Here is an 18,141-nt window from a genome sequence, read left to right as displayed (position 1 = left end):
AGTTTCGGCGGGCCCGGGATTTTCTGCTTGATCCCGCCGAACCATACGCCTATTCAGCGGCCCATTGGGTTTCGATCCAATCCCGCAGGGTCCGTGACCCACAATGGGGCCTTAGCTCAGCTGGGAGAGCGCCTGCATGGCATGCAGGAGGTCAGCGGTTCGATCCCGCTAGGCTCCACCACCACCCTACCACCTGATAATAGAGTGACCTTAAACCCCGATCGGCGCTTTCGGGCGGCCTATCACCACGCCTTTGGGTTTTTGGCGCTTAAATAACGCTTAGGGTCTGGACCCATAAAAATCTAAATTACTGAATGCCCGGTGGCCTCAACTGATCGACGCAACACTTTAATCTTTAGGAAGAGATGGAGTGTTTTGAATGAAGTATCGTCGCAGGATCTATTATTCAGCCGAACAGCGTGCCGATATCTGGGATCGATGGCAGCGTGGCGAGTCGATGAGGTCGATTGGGCGCGTTTTTGATCGCCACTCATCGTCGGTATTTTCCGTGATTTCACCAACGGGCGGAATACGTCCACCTGATCGCAGACGCGGTCGTTCTGCATTGAGCCTTGCTGAGCGTGAAGAGATATCTCGTGGGCTCAGCACCAAGCAATCTCTCCGGGCAATTGCGCGTCAGTTGCGACGTGCGCCTTCAACGATCAGCCGCGAGGTACGACGCAATGGGGGCAAGTTGGGCTATCGCGCAACGGCATCAGACCAAGCTGCATGGGATCGGGCTTTGCGCCCCAAGATGTGCAAGTTGGCTTGTCACCCGATGTTGGCCCACGCAGTATCCGCAAAGTTACGGCGCAAGTGGTCGCCAGAACAAGTTGCTGGTTGGCTCAAACGCGCATCCCCTGGAGAGGCGCACAAACAGGTGTCACACGAAACGATTTACAGAAGCCTTTATATACAGGCCCGCGGTGTCCTGAAGAAGGAACTTCTGGAGCACTTGCGGGCTAAACGCACTGTCCGGCGCTCACAGCATGCCAGCCAGAAGCGAAAGGGAAATGGCCAGATCAAGGACGCTGTATCTATCAGCGAAAGGCCTGCGTCCGTCGAAGATCGTGCTGTTCGGAGCCACTGGGAGGGCGACTTAATCGGTGGATCAAAGAACAGTTATATCGCGACACTCGTGGAACGGCATTCTCGGTACGTGATGCGGGTCAAAGTCGCGAACAAAGACACACAGAGTGTCATCACGGCGCTGATCAAATCGGCTCAGAAACTGCCGCGCGAGCTCTACAAGTCGCTGACGTGGGATCGTGGCAAAGAGCTGGCAGATCATCCGCGATTCACGTTGGCAACCGACGTTGATGTCTACTTCTGCGACCCACAATCACCGTGGCAGCGCGGGTCAAACGAGAACACCAACCGGCTTTTGAGGCAGCACTTGCCTCGCGGAACGGACCTATCCGTTCATTCCCAAGCAAAACTCAGTGCAATTGCAAGGCAACTCAACGAACGACCTCGCAAGACCAAACGCCAGCAGAGATGTCCGCAGAGTGCGTTGCATCGACCGGTTGAGATCGCCGCGGATTGCGGACATTGGCGCAGGTGCAGCTAACAGCAGGATTGTTCCGCATAGCAGTAGTTGGCACCTACTGCTGCGAATGGCCGCTTGAGTCAGTTCCTAGGCCCTGCACCTAAGCAGCATCATAGCTCAACCTCCGCACCTGACCAAAACTAAGGCGCGCGTTGAACCGCTTAATCTTAGCTGTCGGTGTGTATCCACGCTGCGGCCATGTATCTCGCGCCTAACAATGTCACTCTGAGGCTGTGGAAGTCGGCCAACGGGAACGCTATCCCGGGCAAATCCACACACTTTGCGCCCTACTCAAGTGCCTCGGAGACGGCATCTGCGTGTTTTTTGCAGGGCTTGCTTTACGCTATGAGTGGCGTTTTTTTGGTCACGCCAAAAATTGTCCCATCAAATCTTGCGCTTATTGGAATCTGCGTTGCTGGCCTCACGACTGTTTTTCCCTAAGAGAAGTACTTCATTAAGAGTTAAGCAGCCGTGAGATTGCACTTCGCCAGATCGCCGAGCGCGTCCAATCCTGACGGCCACTGTACAGAAGTGTCTAGACAAAATTCACAAACCACGCTTTGCTGTCTTTAGGTATTCCATAAGGGGCAGTCATGAAATCGCATTACCGTGTTGTCGTCATCGGCGGAGGCGTCGTCGGGACCTCCATTCTGTACCACCTTGCCAAGCTTGGCTGGACGGATGTGTGCCTCATTGAACGCTCAATCCTCACTGCTGGATCCAGTTGGCATGCCGCTGGTGGCATCCACGCGCTGAATGCGGACCCCAATATTGCGCAGCTACAGGCCTATACCATCGACCTGCTGTCCAAGATCGAAGAGGAATCAGGTCAAAACATCGGGCTGCACATGACCGGCGGGTTGACCATGGCGGGCACGCCCGACCGCTGGGAATGGCTGCAATCAGCCTACCGCACGTTCCAATCTATCGGCATTGATGATTGCCGCCTCGTCAGCGTCGAGGAAGCTGTAGAGCTCAACCCCATCATGTCTGGTGAAGGCCTGTTGGGCGGCATGTGGGCCGACCGCGAAGGTTACGTCGATACCACGGGTGTCGTGCATGCCTACGCTGGGGCCGCCAAGAAGCGCGGGGCCACGGTGGTCGAGCACAACCGCGTGCTGGAATTGAACCAAACGCTAGAGGGCTGGGAAGTCGTGACCGAAAAGGGCACCATCACCTGCGAGCATGTCGTCAACGCCGCTGGTCTTTGGGCAAAGCAGGTCGGCCGCATGGCAGGCGTTGAATTGCCCGTCTCGCCGCTCAACCACCATTACCTGATTTCTGATACGATCCCCGCGCTGGAAGCGCTCGATTTCGAGGTCCCAATGACCGTCGATCTCGAAGGGTTTACTTACCTGCGCCAAGATCAGAAAAGTGTTCTGCTGGGGATTTACGAAGTCGATCACCAGCACTGGATGATGGACGGCGCACCTTGGGAGTACGGGTTCGAACTGCAACAAGAAGACCCAGATCGGATCGAGAAAGAGCTTATCATGGGCTTCGAACGGTATCCTGCGCTGCAAGATGTCGGCGTGAAAACATGGGTGAACGGGGCCTTCACCTTTTCTCCCGATGGCAATCCACTGGTCGGGCCGGTGCCGGGCAAGCGCGGCTATTGGTCCGCCTGCGCTGTCATGGCAGGCTTCCTTCAGGGGGGTGGCGTTGGCAAATCGCTCGCTGAATGGATGATCCACGGCGAACCCGAAGCAGATGTCTATGGGATGGACGTCGCGCGCTACGGCATCTGGGCTGAGAACAAACAATATATCAAAGAAACCACCGGACAATTCTATTCACGTCGTTTCGTGATGACCTACCCCAATGAACAACTCCCCGCGGGCCGCGCTCTGAAAACAGCACCCGCCTATGCGGACATGACCGCTGCCGGCTGCCAATGGGGCCAAAGCTGGGATCTCGAAGTTCCGCTCTATTTCGCTGAACCCGGCTTTGCAGAAACTCCGTCCCTCAAACGCTCAAACGCCCATGACATCGTCGCCGCCGAATGCCACGCAGTCCGCGAAAACGTTGGGCTTCTCGACATCACTGGCTTTTCTCGCTTCGAGGTTTCGGGCGACGGCGCAGAGGAATGGTTGAACACGATCTTCGCCACAAAGCTCCCCAAACCGGGCCGCGCCCGCCTTGCCGTCATGTTAGGCGAGGATGGACGCCTCAAGGGGGACCTCACCCTGTTCAACTGGGGCGACGGCACATGGTGGATCATGGGCAGTTACTATTTGCGGGCCTGGCACATGCGCTGGTTCAATGGCCACATGGGCGCAGATGTCACACTGCGCGATCTGGGCGAAGAAATGGCAGGCTTCTCCCTGTCAGGTCCAAATTCCCGCGAGGTCGTCGCGCGGCTTTCGGAAAACGCCGCCGCCCTACCGTTCATGGGCTGCGGCAGCTTCGACGTCGGCCTTTTGCGCTGCAAGGTCGGCCGCATGTCCGTCACTGGAGAGTTGGGATTTGAAATTCACTGCCGCATGGGAGACCACGCGACCTTGCGCCACGCGCTCCTCAAAGCCGGGGCAGGCAGCGAAATTAGAGAGGTCGGCTTTAACGCGCTCCTCAGCCTAAGACTGGAAAAGAGCTTTGGCATCTGGTCCGCTGAGTTCACCCAAGGCTACACGCCCGGAATGACCGCGATGGACCGCTGGATCGACTGGGACAAAGGCGACTTCACAGGCCGCGTCGCGGCGATTAATGAACGGGATGGCAATGGCCCTGCCCAGCGCCAAGTCACCCTTGAGATCGACGCCGACGGGGCTGACGCCAGCGGTTACGAGCCAATATGGCAAGGCGACAAACGGGTCGGCTTTGTCACGTCCGGTGGCTATGGCCACACGACTGGCAAGTCCCTCGCTATGGCGTTGATCGACGCAGATCAGGCGCACATCGGCACCGAATTAACCGTCCATATCGTTGGGGTCGAGCGCGCGACTAAGGTTATTGCGCCCTCACCCTATGACCCGGACGGCAAAGCGATGCGGTCGTGAGGCGCGGACGCGGCAGCGCTCCCACGCAAACCCGGCAAACCGACTATTCGAACCTGCGCAATCCCTTCCCGCCGATGAAGGCCTTTAGCGATGATCACATCGCCACCATGCATAACGCGGCCCTCGATGTCCTAGAAACCCACGGCATCAAGGTGCTGCTGCCCCAAGCTCGCGAAATATTTGCCAAGGCCGGAGCGCGGGTGGGCGGTGAAATGGTTTATATCGGGCGCGACGTTATTACGGCCACCCTTGCCATGGCCCCACGCCAAATCACCGCCAAGGGGGCGATCCCAAAGCGAGATCTGAACGTGGAACTGGGCAGCCTCATGTTCCAGCCCGGCGCAGGCTGCCCACATGCCACAGACCGCATCCGTGGTCGCCGCCCCGGCACGCTGGCTGATTTCGATGACCTTGTGCGTCTGACCCAGCATTTCGATGTGCTGCACATGACCCCGCCGCTGGTTGAGCCACAAGACATCCCCATCCACCTGCGCCATTATGCCATGCTCGAGACCCAGATGCGCTGCTCTGATAAAATCCCTTTTGCATACTCACGTGGCACAGCACAGGCGATGGACAATTTTGAGCTGCTGCGCGATTTTCGCGGGCTGACCGATGATGCCTTCGCTCTAGACCCCCATTGCTACACGATCATCAACACCAACTCGCCGCGGACCCTCGATATTCCGATGGCCCAAGGGTTGATCGATTTTGCGCGCCACGGCCAACTGAGCATCGTCACTCCCTTCACCCTCATGGGTGCCATGGCACCGATCACTGTCGCCGGAGCCGTTACCCTCAGTCACACAGAAGCGCTCGCCGCCATTGCGTTAACTCAGCTGACCCGCCCCGGCGCGCCAGTGTGCTACGGCACGTTTACCTCCAACGTGGATATGAAGTCCGGCGCGCCCGTCTTTGGTACGCCAGAGCATTTTCGCGCGTCCCTAGCCGCCGGGCAGCTTGCACGCTTCATCGAGTTGCCGTGGCGCAGTGCGTCGGGATCAGCAGCCAATCTTAGCGATGTGCAGGCCGCCAACGAGACGCAGTTCGGCACGTGGGGCTGCCTCATGGCCGGGGCCACCGTTGTGATCCACGCCGCAGGATGGCTCGAAGGGGGGCTCAGCATTTCATACGAAAAGCTGGTGACAGATGTCGAAGTGCTGCAAATGGTCGCTGAACTTTGTATGGCGGGCCAAGACGCCGGTGCTGATCTTGGCCTTGATGCCATCGGTGAGGTGCAACCCGGCGGACATTTCTTTGGTACGCCGCACACGATGGCGCGCTACAAAACCGAATTCTACGACCCCTTGGTGGCCGATTACAGCAACTTCGGTACATGGCGCGAAAAGGGGGAACAAGACGCGACGACACGCGCCACTGGAATCTGGCAAGATATCCTTGCCACTCCCCCTGACATCACATTGAACGAAGACCGCTTGTCCGCGCTCCAAACCGACATCGCACAGCGCAGCGCCACCGGTGGCGCGGCCCCGGTCAGCTGATGGACACCACAACCAGCAATGTGAAAGCCACCCGCGATGACTGGCTCAATGCAGCGCTTGATACGTTGATCGCAGGCGGCATTGAGCAGGTCAAAATCCTGACGCTGGCTGAACGGTTGAACGTCTCGCGTTCTAGTTTCTACTGGTATTTCAAATCGCGCGATGCCTTGCTGGACGCGCTTTTGGATCATTGGCTAAGCACCAACACAAAGGCCATCGTTGATCATGCCGCTTTACCTGCCGCCACGATCACCAAAGCAGTTTGTAACGTCTTTGTGGGTTTTTTGGACCCCGCGCTTTTTAACAACCGCCTCGATTTTGCGATCCGCGATTGGTCACGCCGCGCACCCGCCGTGCGCGAGGTTCTGCACCGCTCAGACGCTCAGCGCATCGCGGCCCTGACGGAGATGTTTCAACGCTTTTCCTACCCGGCAGCAGACGCAATCACGCGCGCGCGAGTCCTCTATTACATGCAGATCGGCTATTTCGACGCCGAACTCGATGAGCCGATCCATGAGCGCATGCCCTTCACGCCTCACTACCTGCTGGCTTTCACAGGGGTCCGCGCTCCGGAGACCGAAGTCACAGCGCTCGACGCCAAGCTCGCACGGATCTATCGTTTGAACGATCCGGCTTAGGGTAATTCGCCCACCAAGATTGCGCGTAGATCATTCACATTTGTCCCTGTAGGCCCCGGCACAAACAGGCTGTCTGCCGCGTCAAATGCACCCCATGCATCATTGCGCCGCAACGCATCATCCGGCGCGACACCGGCTGCGCGCATCGCGGCTGCTGTTTGACCATCGGCAAAGGCACCTGCGTTATCTTCCGACCCATCGATCCCATCAGTATCTGCCGCCAGCGCCGTAATGCCCGCCACTCCGTCGATTTCATTGGCAAAGGACAACAGGAATTCGCTGTTACGACCACCGCGGCCACCGGCACCGTTCAGCGTGACGGTTGTCTCGCCCCCCGACAGGATCACCACGGGTGGCGTAAAGGGATGCCCTTGGGTGGCAACCTCGCGCGCGATGGCTGCGTGCATCTGCCCGATCACCCGCGCCTCGCCCTCAATGGCATCCGACAAGATCACCGCGCCGATACCCTGTGCCTGCGCCGCGCGCGCTGCCGCTTCTAGCGACAATCGAGCCGAGGCGATCACATGCACTTCGTTGCCCGTAAAAACAGCGTCAGTGGGGGATGGCGCAGTGCCTGTATCACCCGCAAGATGCGCCATGATCTGTGTTGGCAGTACGATCCCACGCGCTTCAATCATCGCGCGCGCATCCGATAGGGACACATGATCCGGTACCGTGGGCCCTGACGCGACTTGCGCCGGATCATCACCGGGCACGTCCGACACAACGAGGCTGACCACCCGTGCCGGATGCGCTGCTGCCGCCAACCGTCCGCCCTTGATGGCGCTACAATGTTTGCGGATCGCGTTCATCACCCCAATTGGTGCGCCTGACGCGAGCAGCGCCTGGTTCAACGCCTGCTCATCCTCCAATGTCAGCCCCTCCAGCGGAGCCGGCAGCAAAGCCGAACCACCACCGCAGATCAGCGCCACCACCAGATCGTCCGGACCCAGTTCCGCCACAGCCCCAAACAAAGCTGCCGTTGCTTTTGCGCCGGCGGCATCCGGTACTGGGTGCGACGCCTCCATGACGCGGATATGCTTGCACGGCGCGCCGTAGCCGTACCTCGTCACAACCACCCCTGTCAGGGGCCCGTCCCACAGCCGTTCAAACGCAGCGGCCAGTTGCGCAGCACCCTTACCGGCACCAACCACCACAACACGGCCTTTGGGACGGTCGGGCAAATGTGCGCGCAATGCCGCTTCGGCATCTGCGGCTGTGACGGCTGCATCAAATAGCCCATGTAGAAATGCCTGCTTTGCCGGATCCATCGTGCTTCCTCAGAGATGTTTGGCAGACTTTAGCGGCATTCGATGTCAGTGGAAATCCCGCGACTTGGGGATCACGCGCACGTCACGCGGATGTTTGCGTGGGCTGACCTGCCCCGGAACGGGAGGCTTTGGGTGATCTCTGTCCCCACCCGACGGCACAGGACTGTCGCCCAAACAATCCAACCGGTCTGTTCGGTTCTCCAGCCGGTCCGCAACCACGTGAATGACCTGCCCATCCGTCTGCACCCGCCCATGCACGACCAGCAGCCGCGCAGACATAATGATGGCACGAAAATGATCAAAGAGCTTTGGCCAGATTACCAGATTGGCCACGCCGACCTCATCCTCCAGCGTGATGAAACACACGCCCTTGGCGCTACCCGGCTTCTGGCGCACCAACACCAATCCGGCCAGTGACACCCGCTGGCCATGTCCCATGTGGATCAGGTTTTCTGTCGCCGAAAACCCTTGTTTGGCAAGACTTGTGCGAAAGAATTGCAGTGGATGCGCCTTTAAGGACAGGCGCAGCGTCTGGTAATCAGCCACCACATGTTCGGCTTGCGCCATGGCCGGGAGCGCCACCACAGGCTCCGCCCCTTCGCCCGCGGCCTCAACGTGGTCAAAAATCGGCAAGGCAGGTGCGTCACGCAAGCCCTGCATCTGCCACAACGCTTGACGCCGGTCGATGCCCACCGACCGAAACGCATCCGCTGCGGCCAACTTGCCCGTGATCCCCCGATCCAGTCTAGCCCGCGCCTTGAGATCCGCGACGTCCACAAACGGTTCTTCGCGCGCGGCCATGATCCGACGCCCCGCATCCTCGCGCATCCCGTCCACCTGCCGCAGGCCCAGCCGCAGCGCAAACCCCTTCGCACAGGGCTCTAGCGTACAGTTCCAATCGGAGTAATTCACATCCACTCCGCGCACTTCCACCCCGTGATCGCGCGCATCTCGCACGATTTGGGCAGGTGCATAAAACCCCATCGGTTGGGAATTCAGCAGCGCACAGGCGAACGCCGCCGGGTAATGGCACTTCATCCAACTCGACACATAAACCAGCTTGGCAAAGCTCGCCGCGTGGCTTTCGGGAAATCCATAATCCCCGAACCCCTTAATCTGGTTGAAACATCGCTCAGCAAATTCGGGATCGTACCCTCGCTCTGTCATCCTTCCGACCATCTTGTTTTGCAATGTCTCAATCGTGCCTCGCGATCGGAACGTGGCCATCGCCTTGCGCAACTCATTGGCTTCTTTCGGCGAAAATCTGGCCGCATCAATTGCAATCTTCATCGCCTGTTCCTGAAAGATCGGCACTCCCAACGTTCGCCCCAATATCTTGAGCAATTCGTCCTGCGGATGATCCGGCCCAGGCGCTGGATAACTCACCCCTTCGATGCCCTGCCGCCTACGTAGATAGGGATGCACCATGTCGCCCTGAATAGGTCCGGGCCGCACAATCGCCACCTCAATCACCAGATCATAAAACCGCCGGGGCCGCAGCTTGGGCAGCATCGCCATCTGCGCCCGACTCTCGACCTGAAAGACACCCAGACTGTCGCCTGCGCACAACATATCATACGTCTCTGGATCATCAGACGGCACACTGGCCAGATCGTGATCCACGACATAATGCGCGCGCAGAAGATCAAAGCATTTAGCGATGCACGTCAGCATTCCCAGCGCCAAGATATCCACCTTAAAGATACCCAAGGCGTCGATGTCATCTTTGTCCCATTCGATGAAACTGCGCTCAGGCATGGCACCATTCCCGATGGGAACCATCTCCGTCAGGGGGCGCTCGGTCAGGATAAATCCGCCCACATGCTGGCTCAGATGCCGCGGCATCCCTGTCATTTGTCGCGCCAGCGCGATCACCCGGCGCAGGTAGGGATCCGACAGATCCATGCCCGCCTCCTTGACGCGCGCATCTTGGACATCCGCCTCAAAGCTGCCCCAGACCGTGCTGGCCAGTTTGCTGGTCACGTCCTCAGACAGCCCCATCGCGCGACCAACCTCGCGAATGGCCGACCGTGGGCGGTAATGGATCACCGTTGCACAGAGCCCGGCCCGATCCCGTCCGTATTTTTCATACATATACTGGATCACCTCCTCACGCCGCTCGTGTTCAAAATCAACATCGATGTCAGGCGGCTCATCGCGTTCTTCGCTCAGAAACCGCTCGAACAGAACATCATGCTCCTCGGGGTCCACTGCCGTGACCCCCAGACAGAAACACACCGCCGAATTGGCCGCTGATCCGCGCCCCTGACACAGGATCGGCGGGCTAGCATCCTCGCGAGCAAACCGCACAATATCGTTGATGGTCAGGAAATACCGCGCGATCTTTTTGCTCCGGATCAGCGCGAACTCCTTCTCGATAATTGCCCTGATCCGTTCCGAAACACCATCCGGGTAGCGACCCTGCGCGCCCTCCCAGGTCAACCGCTCCAGTTCTTCCTGCGCGCTACGCCCCTCAGGTACGATCTCATGCGGGTATTCATACTTCAGATCGTCCAGCGAAAATTGACAGGCGTCTGCCACCTTGCGCGTAGCTGCAATCGCATGAGGCCAGCGCGTGAACAGCCGGCACATCTCACTGGGCGGCTTAAGATAGCGCTCTGCATTCGCCTCCAGCGCAAATCCCGCACGATCAACCGTCGTCCCAATCCGAATACAGGTCATCACATCCTGAAGCGGGCGTTTTTGGGGTGCATGATAAAGCACATCATTCGTCGCCAATATTCTCAAGCCTTGCGCGCGCGCGATCCGGTCCAGACGGTTGATCCGCGCAACATCATCACCGCGATACAGGTACGCCGCGCCCACATGACCCAGCCCCGGCAGCGCGCGTACCAAGCGAGGCAACCCAGCCTCAAACACATCCAGCGCCTCGGGCGGCATAACGATCAACTGCACGGCACGGCCCAGCGTACCCAACATGTCCAGTGTCAGATGCGTCTCGCCCTTTTGCTGCCACCCGCCTTCTACATCAGCCATCTTGCCCTTGCTCAACAGCACCGACAGCGCGGCATAACCCGCACGGTCGCGTGGATAAGCCAACAACTCGGTTCCACACAAAAGCACCAACCGCGTGCCAATCAGCGGACGCAGTTTGGCCTTCTTGGCCTCCACATGCACCCGCACCACACCCGCCAGCGTGTTGTGATCCGCCACCCCCATTGCGTCATAACCTTGCAAGTTTGCCGTCGCTGTCAGGTCCACAGCATCCGACGCCGCACGTAGAAACGAAAAGCAACTCGCCACGCCCAACTCGACATAAGGCGCAGGATCGTTCCAGTGAAACGGATCATCCACCTCTAGCGTGCGCCGCTTATATCCGTCCTGCTGAGGCATGGCCCTGTCCCCCCGCGACATAGGCGGCGGGATGGCGGACAGGGCGTCGTCTCAGGCGCGCGCCGTTTTCCATCACGCAAAAAACCCATGCAAGAACCAGCGCGGATCACTGCCCCTATGATCCCCCAATACGCCCTCACGGTACATCCAGAACCGCCGTCCATCCTGCACCTCGACCTTGTAATAATCCCGTAACCGCGTGCCCGGGCGATCACGCCACCACTCAGGCGCGATTCGCTCAGGCCCCTCATGGCGCGCAGTCAGAAACGCCACCCGCCGCCAGCGAAACCGCGCGGGCGGACCTTCGGGTACCGCATAAAGCACCGCAATCTCCTCTGCCGGCTCCATCAATCGCAACGGACGATCCCGCGACAACACTGGTGGCGCGGCACCCGCTCCCGTCAGCGCCGGCACCTGCCGAGCCACCCGTTCGGGTAGGTGGCTCTCAACCCAGACATCCCACGTGATCTTTTCCGGCCCCAGCTTGGCCGTCAGCCGGTCGAGCAATGCTGCCACATCTCGCTGCGCATCACGCGCCCCATCCAGACGGTCTTGATGCAAGGACAGCGGTTCGGCCCGCAACGCCTCCAATGTGATCAGATCAAAACCAAAGCCGGGATCGACCCCCTCCAACTTGCCCGCTACCAACCGCACGAAATGCGCTGGCTCCCGGCTTGCCTGCGCGGTCGCTACATCCCGGCTGCGCCATTCGCCGTCCACGCGGTAAATCGTCAGCCGCAGCCGCCGCGCGCCCTGTTCTGTGCTCGCAAGTTGGGCGCATAAATCTTCTGCCAGCGCGTCCAGATGTGGCACGGGGTCCATCACCGGTTCCGCCAGCTTACTACGCGCGATCCAAACCTGTGCATCGGGTGGCGCGCTTAAGGGATCCGCCATGCGCCCAAGCGCACGATCCAGCAAAATCAACGGGTTGTCCGCCTCCTCCCTGCCCGCAAAACGCCGCATCAGCGCGACCCGTGGCACAGCGTCCAGCGCCCCAATAGTCTTGAGCCCCAATCGGTCCAAAAGTCGCACCATATCCGCAGACAGTCGCAACGCCGCAACAGGCAAAGGGCCCAGCATCACTGCCACAGTATCAACGTCACAAATCGCCCCCTGCGCACCATAGCGCGCTAACATCTGCGCCGCCCCACGCGTGGGGGCCATCGCAAGTCGCGCCACCAACCCCTGCATGGCAAACCGCGTGGCCATATCGCGCAACAGCGCGTCTTCACCGCCAAAAAGATGCGCCACACCGCTGACATCCAGCACGATCCCATCACCGTCAGACACCGTCCAAGGCGACCAACGTCGCGCCCACATCGCCAATCGCTTGAGCAACGCAGTATCCCCCTCAGGGTCCGCCTGCTCCACATGTAAATCAGGATGAATCGCCTGCGCGTCCACCACCCGGTCACCAACCGCAACACCACGCGCGCGCGCCGCAGCACTGGTGGCATGGATCACCGGGCCGTGCGTCCCTTCACGCGACAGCACCGTCGCCACGTCATCATCCGGCAACGTCCGCTGCTGCGCCGTGATCCGTCGCCACCGGTCCATCGCCAAATCGGGAAAGAAAACGGAGGCGATCCGCCCTGTCTCGGGCCCGCGGGTCATGCGCCGCTATCCATGTACCGGGACTGCGGCTGCGCGCCCGAAAAAGCTCCGCCTCCCATAAGGGTGCGCCGGGGGCTTGTGCGTCGAATCTGTTGTCCACGGACCGAACCGATCCCACCCGCCAGCGTTCGCGCGCCGCACTCAACGTGCCCGGATCGCCTGACCGGATCAACCAAACCGGCACGCCTGCCGCCTCTGACCGAAGCGCCAACCGTTTGGTCGCGGTGAAATCCAGCACGGGCGGCGCGCCATGTATTTCGCCCACGACAGCGGCCAGCCCGGCACAGGCCGCACCTTCTTCCATCGCCCACAATACATCGCGCGGATGGCTCACCTCGACTCGCAACACGCGACCAACAAAGCCCATGGCCGGCAACCCCGCCCCATAAAGTCGTCCATTTTCGCGGCGCGACATCCGATCTTGCACCCACAAAACCGGCGCGGTGCTGTACGGCAAACACGCCAACACAAACCCCGTCGCCGCCCCATCGAAAGGTTGCGCCAGTACAGCATCGCGCAACACCGCAGGCCCCGCACCGGGGTCTGGAGGCGCGTCCGGCACCTCCAGCAGCGGGTGCTTGGCAGACAGGGAAATCACCTGCCCCAAAGAAGAATCGTTGTGCATGCATTCCTCCATAAGTTCATGTTTTGTTCTATTTGAAAAGAGAGCTCATGACGAGCCTTTTTCAGCCTCCCACGCCCAGATAACCTAAAAACCCCCACATGCAGCGTGCAAATGCCCGGTGTACAAACCGCGCGCGACCGACTAGGGCGACATATCCCGCCTCCCCCCATAGGACGACACTCCCGTGATCCAAACTATCGCAGATGCACTCGCCGCCCAAGGCTATGACGCCCTGACCCCCGTACAAACCGCCGTCACTGACGACGCTTTGATCAATGCTGACCTTCTGGTCTCGGCCCAAACCGGGTCTGGCAAGACGGTCGCTTTTGGCATTGCCATCGCGCCCACGCTCCTCGGGGACGCAGTCAAATTTGGCCGCGCGGCCGCGCCGCTGGCACTGGTAATCGCGCCGACGCGCGAACTTGCAATGCAGGTCAGCCGCGAGCTGACATGGCTTTATGGCAAAGCCGGAGCCATCGTGACCACCTGTGTTGGTGGCATGGACCAACGCACGGAACGCCGCGCGCTAGACCGTGGTGCCCATGTGGTTGTCGCCACACCCGGACGTCTGTGCGATCACATCAAACGTGGCAACATTGACCTTGGCTCTTTGCGCGCCGTTGTCATGGACGAAGCTGACGAAATGCTCGACCTTGGATTTCGCGAAGAACTTGAGTTCATCCTCAGCGAATCCCCATCGGAACGACGCACACTCATGTTCTCGGCAACCGTACCGGCCGCCATCGCCAAGCTGGCCAAAAGCTACCAGCGCGACGCACAGCGCATTAACGTGGCGTCAGATACCAAACAACACGCCGACATCGAATACCGCGCGCTTAATACCCAACAGCGCGACATCGAAAACGCGATTCTGAACATCTTGCGGTTCTACGAGGCGAAAAACGCTATCGTTTTCTGCAACACCCGCGCTGCTGTCGCACGTCTGACCACACGCCTGACGAACCGCAATTTCTCGGTTGTGGCACTGTCGGGTGAGCTGTCGCAGTCGGAACGCACCAACGCGCTACAATCTCTGCGCGACGGGCGCGCCCGCGTCTGTGTAGCGACCGATGTCGCCGCACGCGGTATCGACCTGCCCAATCTTGAGCTGGTGATCCACGCAGATTTGCCCTCCAATTCGGACACGCTGCTGCACCGTTCTGGCCGCACAGGTCGCGCGGGCCGCAAAGGTGTCTCGGCCCTGATCGTGCCGCCAAAACTGCGCAGCAAGGCCAACCGTCTTATCGGTGGGGCCAAGCTCAAAGTCGAATGGGCAGATCCTCCCTCGGCCGCGCAGGTTAATGCCGCAGATGAAGCACGCCTGCTGTCTGATGACGCATGGACAACGCCGGCACCCGAAGACGCCGCCGAATTCGTCACAACACTGGCTGAAAAATTCAGCACCCAACAGCTCGCAACTGCGTTCGTGAACCTCTACCGTGCGCGCGCCTCTGCCCCTGAAGAACTGGCAGAACCCGGTGCCGCAGGCGAAGAAAAACCACGTCCTGCATTCGGAGCCTCCGTCTGGTTCACCGTCAGCACAGGCCGCAACGATGGTGCAGAACCACGGACCTTGCTGCCCATGGTCTGCCGCGTCGGTGATATGACCCGCGATGATATCGGTGCGATTCGCGTCCAACCGCGCCACTCCTATATCGAAGTGCTTGAGACATCCGCACAACGCTTCATCAACGCGCTTGGCCCAAACATGGAAGCCGAAGATGGCGTGAAGATCACCAAAATGGACGGCGTACCCGACTTTGGTCCTAAATCGCGCGGCCCCCGTCCCGATCGCCCTGATCGTGGTCCCAAGCCAGATCGTGGCCCCAAGCGGGATAAACCGGCCTATAATCCGGACGCCCCAACCACGCCGCGCAAACCCTACGCAGCCGCCGAAGAGGCCCCGCAGGCGCACTCCAAACCGCGCTATGAACCGGCCAAAGCCCCAAAAGGCGCACGTCCACCAAAGTCCCACAAGACGGACCGCAGCCCGATGAAACCCGGTGCAGCGCCCAAGCCCAAATCAGAGGGCAAGCCTAAGTGGAAAGACAGCACACCGCGCCCGGATGCACGCCCGGAGAATGCCGAAGGCAAACCCCGCGCCAAGGCAAAGCGCGTTTGGGATAAAAATGCGGCCCCCGCTCCACGCGAGGAAAAGCCAGCAGAGAACACATACAAGCGTGCTTCTGATCCGTCCAAACGCTTCACGCCGCCGAACAAGATCGGCAAGCAGGGTGCCAAACCTAACGCGCGCCCAAAACCAGCGGGCAAACCCAGCGGGCCACCCCGTGGTGGTGAAGCGACGCCAAAGCGCGGAAAATCAAGCTTCCGCCCTAAGTAACCCCGAACAACAAAAAAACGCCGCGCATCTCAGCGCGGCGTTTTTCGTTTTGCCGTAACCAATTGCTGTGGCCCAGCCCGCAGGCTGGGCGAATGGCTCGGTTACCCTTTGCCCTTCCAAGGCACCAAGATCCGCTCGGCCCAGCGCATCAACATGTCGATGCCAAAGCCGATGATGCCGATCAAGATAATGCCCAACAGTACGATATCGGTGTTCTGGAACTTCGACGCGACCATGATCATCATGCCTGCGCCCTTCTCAGCTGCGACAAGTTCAGCCGCAACAACAGTGCCCCAACACACGCCCATCGCCACACGCGCGCCGGTAAATATCTCCGGTAGCGAGTTGGGGATGATGACGTATCGCATGATCTGCCACTTGCTGGCACCCAAACTATAAGCCGCATGCACCTTGGAAATATTGACCCCAGACACACCAGAGCGTGCCGCGATCGCCATAATCCACAAGGCCGCAAGGAACAGCAGGATGATCTTGCCTCCCTCACCAATCCCGGCCCAGATGATCACCAATGGAATCAACGCCAAGGGTGGTACAGGGCGCATGAATTCCACAATTGGATCAAACCATCCACGGAACCAATTGCTCAAACCCATCGCATATCCCAACGGAATACCCACGATAGCCCCACAGATGAAACCGGCGATAACGCGGTACAAAGACCAACCCAGGTGTCCCAAAAGCGATGTGCCTCGGAACCCTTCGGTAGCGACTTTGATCGTGCGTTCAAACACCGCCTCGGGAGACGGCAAGTACAATGGTTCCATCTGCCAGCCGCGCGTCGGCTCGAAGTTGGGCGTGCCTTTGTCCGAAATTGTGACCGTCCCGCCCGTGACTGCAACCTCGTCTCCAGGAACAACCGACTGACCGTCGATGGCGGCAATCTGAGCGCCATCTTTCTTACTGATCTCATCGTTCTTGTCGAACTGCACCAGCACGTTGCGCCACTGAGCAACCATGACGGAATCGTTCTTGGCAATGCCGTCACCCGGATCGACCACTGGTGTCTCTGGACTTTCGCCGCGCGGATGCACCAAAATATCGACGGTGGCGGTGTCAGTCTGATCGCCCGCTTTGAGCGTGTACTCAAACGACGCATCACCCTTGAACGGGCCCGGCGCATGCAGGAACGACGGGATCAACGATGATCCGGTAAACATCGCCCACAACAAAAATATCGTCAGAACCGAAATAACACCCGCCGCCCGGTTGGGCCGCACAGCGCTTTCATCACCAAACGTAACTGTCTTCAGCGAGGTATAGTCCCCACTGGCCTTGCCCTGCGCAATCTTTGTTACAACGAAAAACGCAGCCGCAAAGATCGCTATATACATTAGCAGAATAATCATGCCCCTGCCTCCGTGCGACCCATAATTTCTTCTTCCATATCCCAGATCATACTCAGGATCTCCTCGCGTTTGACCGCGAAATCAGGGTGCTTTTTCACTTCGCGCAGATCCGCAGCAACGCCCATCTCAGCAAAGGGCAGACGGTATTCTTTGTGAATGCGCCCCGGCCTTGGGGCCATCACGATCAGACGTTCGCCTAACAGCAGCGCCTCTTCAACAGAGTGGGTGATCAAAATGATCGTCTTGCCCGTCTCTTTCCAGAGCTTCAGAACCAGCGACTGCATTTTTTCACGCGTCAGCGCGTCCAACGCACCGAGAGGTTCGTCCATCAAAATTACATCCGGGTCATTTGCCAAACAGCGGGCCAAAGCCACACGCTGCTGCATCCCACCAGACAGCTCATAAACCGCCTTTTCTTTGAAATCCTGCAAACCAACCACATCCAGCAGATGGTCTACGATCTCTTTCTTCTCCGCGCCGGGCATCCCTTTCATTGAGGGACCAAAGCCGACGTTTTCGCGCACGGACATCCACTCGAACAGCGCGCCTTGCTGGAACACCATGCCTCGGTCGGCACTTGGACCGTGGATCATATCACCGTTCAGCGTCATGGTGCCGCCCGTGGGAGCCAGAAATCCTGCCACGATATTAAGTAATGTCGTCTTGCCGCAGCCCGATGGCCCCAGCACACTCAGCAGTTCGCCCGCCTTAAGGTCGATGTTTACACCTTCCAACGCTTGTACCGATCCGCCATTTGGCAGCTCGAACCGCATCGAAAGATCATCGATTAGCAATCCTGTCATGTCCCCACCTTCCCCGTCATTTACCGTTTTTTTCGGCGCAGGCAGTTAATATCCTGCCGTCTTATTAAGACAAAGGCCCGG

10 protein-coding genes, 1 tRNA gene and 1 pseudogene are annotated in these 18,141 nt (G+C 59.3%); 6 read left to right on the top strand and 6 right to left on the bottom strand.

Annotated features, from left to right (window positions below):
- The first annotated feature begins 105 nt into the window (after positions 1 to 105).
- The 5 genes and pseudogenes from C1J03_RS02190 (at position 106) to C1J03_RS02170 (ending at position 6,685) form a co-directional block, all read left to right on the top strand.
- Positions 106 to 181 (top strand) — tRNA-Ala (locus C1J03_RS02190).
- Positions 182 to 379: 198 nt separating this feature from the next.
- Positions 380 to 1,530 (top strand): annotated as a pseudogene (locus tag C1J03_RS02185) (IS30 family transposase).
- Between the two features lie 612 nt (positions 1,531 to 2,142).
- Positions 2,143 to 4,545, top strand: a complete 2,403-nt coding sequence (locus C1J03_RS02180; protein ID WP_114883243.1) for a GcvT family protein — start codon at positions 2,143 to 2,145, stop codon at positions 4,543 to 4,545.
- Positions 4,542 to 6,047, top strand: coding sequence for a trimethylamine methyltransferase family protein (locus tag C1J03_RS02175; protein WP_114883241.1), 1,506 nt, complete (start codon positions 4,542 to 4,544; stop codon positions 6,045 to 6,047). The genes C1J03_RS02180 and C1J03_RS02175 overlap by 4 nt, the downstream gene beginning before the upstream one ends.
- The gene (locus tag C1J03_RS02170) at positions 6,047 to 6,685 is read left to right on the top strand and encodes a TetR/AcrR family transcriptional regulator (protein WP_114883239.1); all 639 of its coding nucleotides are present in this window, start codon (positions 6,047 to 6,049) and stop codon (positions 6,683 to 6,685) included. Before C1J03_RS02175 ends, C1J03_RS02170 begins: the two co-directional genes overlap by 1 nt.
- Here the strand turns inward: C1J03_RS02170 and C1J03_RS02165 are convergent.
- From C1J03_RS02165 to C1J03_RS02150, 4 genes are all read right to left on the bottom strand, one after another.
- The gene (locus tag C1J03_RS02165) at positions 6,682 to 7,956 is read right to left on the bottom strand and encodes a glycerate kinase type-2 family protein (protein ID WP_114883236.1); all 1,275 of its coding nucleotides are present in this window, start codon (positions 7,954 to 7,956) and stop codon (positions 6,682 to 6,684) included. The two genes, C1J03_RS02170 and C1J03_RS02165, sit on opposite strands and share 4 nt — an antisense overlap.
- Positions 7,957 to 8,001: 45 nt before the next feature.
- Positions 8,002 to 11,310, bottom strand: coding sequence for an error-prone DNA polymerase (locus C1J03_RS02160; protein WP_114883234.1), 3,309 nt, complete (start codon positions 11,308 to 11,310; stop codon positions 8,002 to 8,004).
- Between the two features lie 72 nt (positions 11,311 to 11,382).
- A complete protein-coding gene (locus C1J03_RS02155; protein ID WP_254694158.1) occupies positions 11,383 to 12,924 on the bottom strand; it encodes a Y-family DNA polymerase in 1,542 nt (513 codons plus the stop codon).
- Positions 12,818 to 13,549, bottom strand: a complete 732-nt coding sequence (locus C1J03_RS02150; protein WP_114883230.1) for an ImuA family protein — start codon at positions 13,547 to 13,549, stop codon at positions 12,818 to 12,820. Before C1J03_RS02150 ends, C1J03_RS02155 begins: the two co-directional genes overlap by 107 nt.
- A gap of 184 nt (positions 13,550 to 13,733) precedes the next feature.
- Between C1J03_RS02150 and C1J03_RS02145 the strand changes: the two genes are divergently transcribed.
- Positions 13,734 to 15,890 (top strand): DEAD/DEAH box helicase, encoded by a 2,157-nt coding sequence (locus tag C1J03_RS02145; protein WP_114883228.1) that lies wholly within the window; start codon positions 13,734 to 13,736, stop codon positions 15,888 to 15,890.
- Between the two features lie 101 nt (positions 15,891 to 15,991).
- Here the strand turns inward: C1J03_RS02145 and C1J03_RS02140 are convergent, their stop codons facing one another.
- Complete coding sequence (locus tag C1J03_RS02140; protein ID WP_114883226.1) at positions 15,992 to 17,257, bottom strand: ABC transporter permease; 1,266 nt, start codon at positions 17,255 to 17,257, stop codon at positions 15,992 to 15,994.
- Complete coding sequence (locus C1J03_RS02135; protein ID WP_114883224.1) at positions 17,254 to 18,060, bottom strand: taurine ABC transporter ATP-binding protein; 807 nt, start codon at positions 18,058 to 18,060, stop codon at positions 17,254 to 17,256. The genes C1J03_RS02140 and C1J03_RS02135 overlap by 4 nt, the downstream gene beginning before the upstream one ends.
- Positions 18,061 to 18,141 lie beyond the last annotated feature (81 nt).

This window comes from Sulfitobacter sp. SK012 (assembly GCF_003352085.1).
Lineage (GTDB): Bacteria > Pseudomonadota > Alphaproteobacteria > Rhodobacterales > Rhodobacteraceae > Sulfitobacter.
This window is presented reverse-complemented; position numbering and strand designations above follow the sequence as displayed.

What these genes read in the sequence shown, in the direction of transcription:
- C1J03_RS02160 (WP_114883234.1), bottom strand. Translation starts at nt 11,310, where the DNA reads ATGCCTCAGCAGGACGGATATAAGCGGCGCACGCTAGAGGTGGATGAT.
- C1J03_RS02140 (WP_114883226.1), bottom strand. Translation starts at nt 17,257, where the DNA reads ATGATTATTCTGCTAATGTATATAGCGATCTTTGCGGCTGCGTTTTTC.
- C1J03_RS02165 (WP_114883236.1), bottom strand. Translation starts at nt 7,956, where the DNA reads ATGGATCCGGCAAAGCAGGCATTTCTACATGGGCTATTTGATGCAGCC.
- C1J03_RS02170 (WP_114883239.1), top strand. Translation starts at nt 6,047, where the DNA reads ATGGACACCACAACCAGCAATGTGAAAGCCACCCGCGATGACTGGCTC.
- C1J03_RS02155 (WP_254694158.1), bottom strand. Translation starts at nt 12,924, where the DNA reads ATGACCCGCGGGCCCGAGACAGGGCGGATCGCCTCCGTTTTCTTTCCC.
- C1J03_RS02150 (WP_114883230.1), bottom strand. Translation starts at nt 13,549, where the DNA reads ATGCACAACGATTCTTCTTTGGGGCAGGTGATTTCCCTGTCTGCCAAG.
- C1J03_RS02180 (WP_114883243.1), top strand. Translation starts at nt 2,143, where the DNA reads ATGAAATCGCATTACCGTGTTGTCGTCATCGGCGGAGGCGTCGTCGGG.
- C1J03_RS02135 (WP_114883224.1), bottom strand. Translation starts at nt 18,060, where the DNA reads ATGACAGGATTGCTAATCGATGATCTTTCGATGCGGTTCGAGCTGCCA.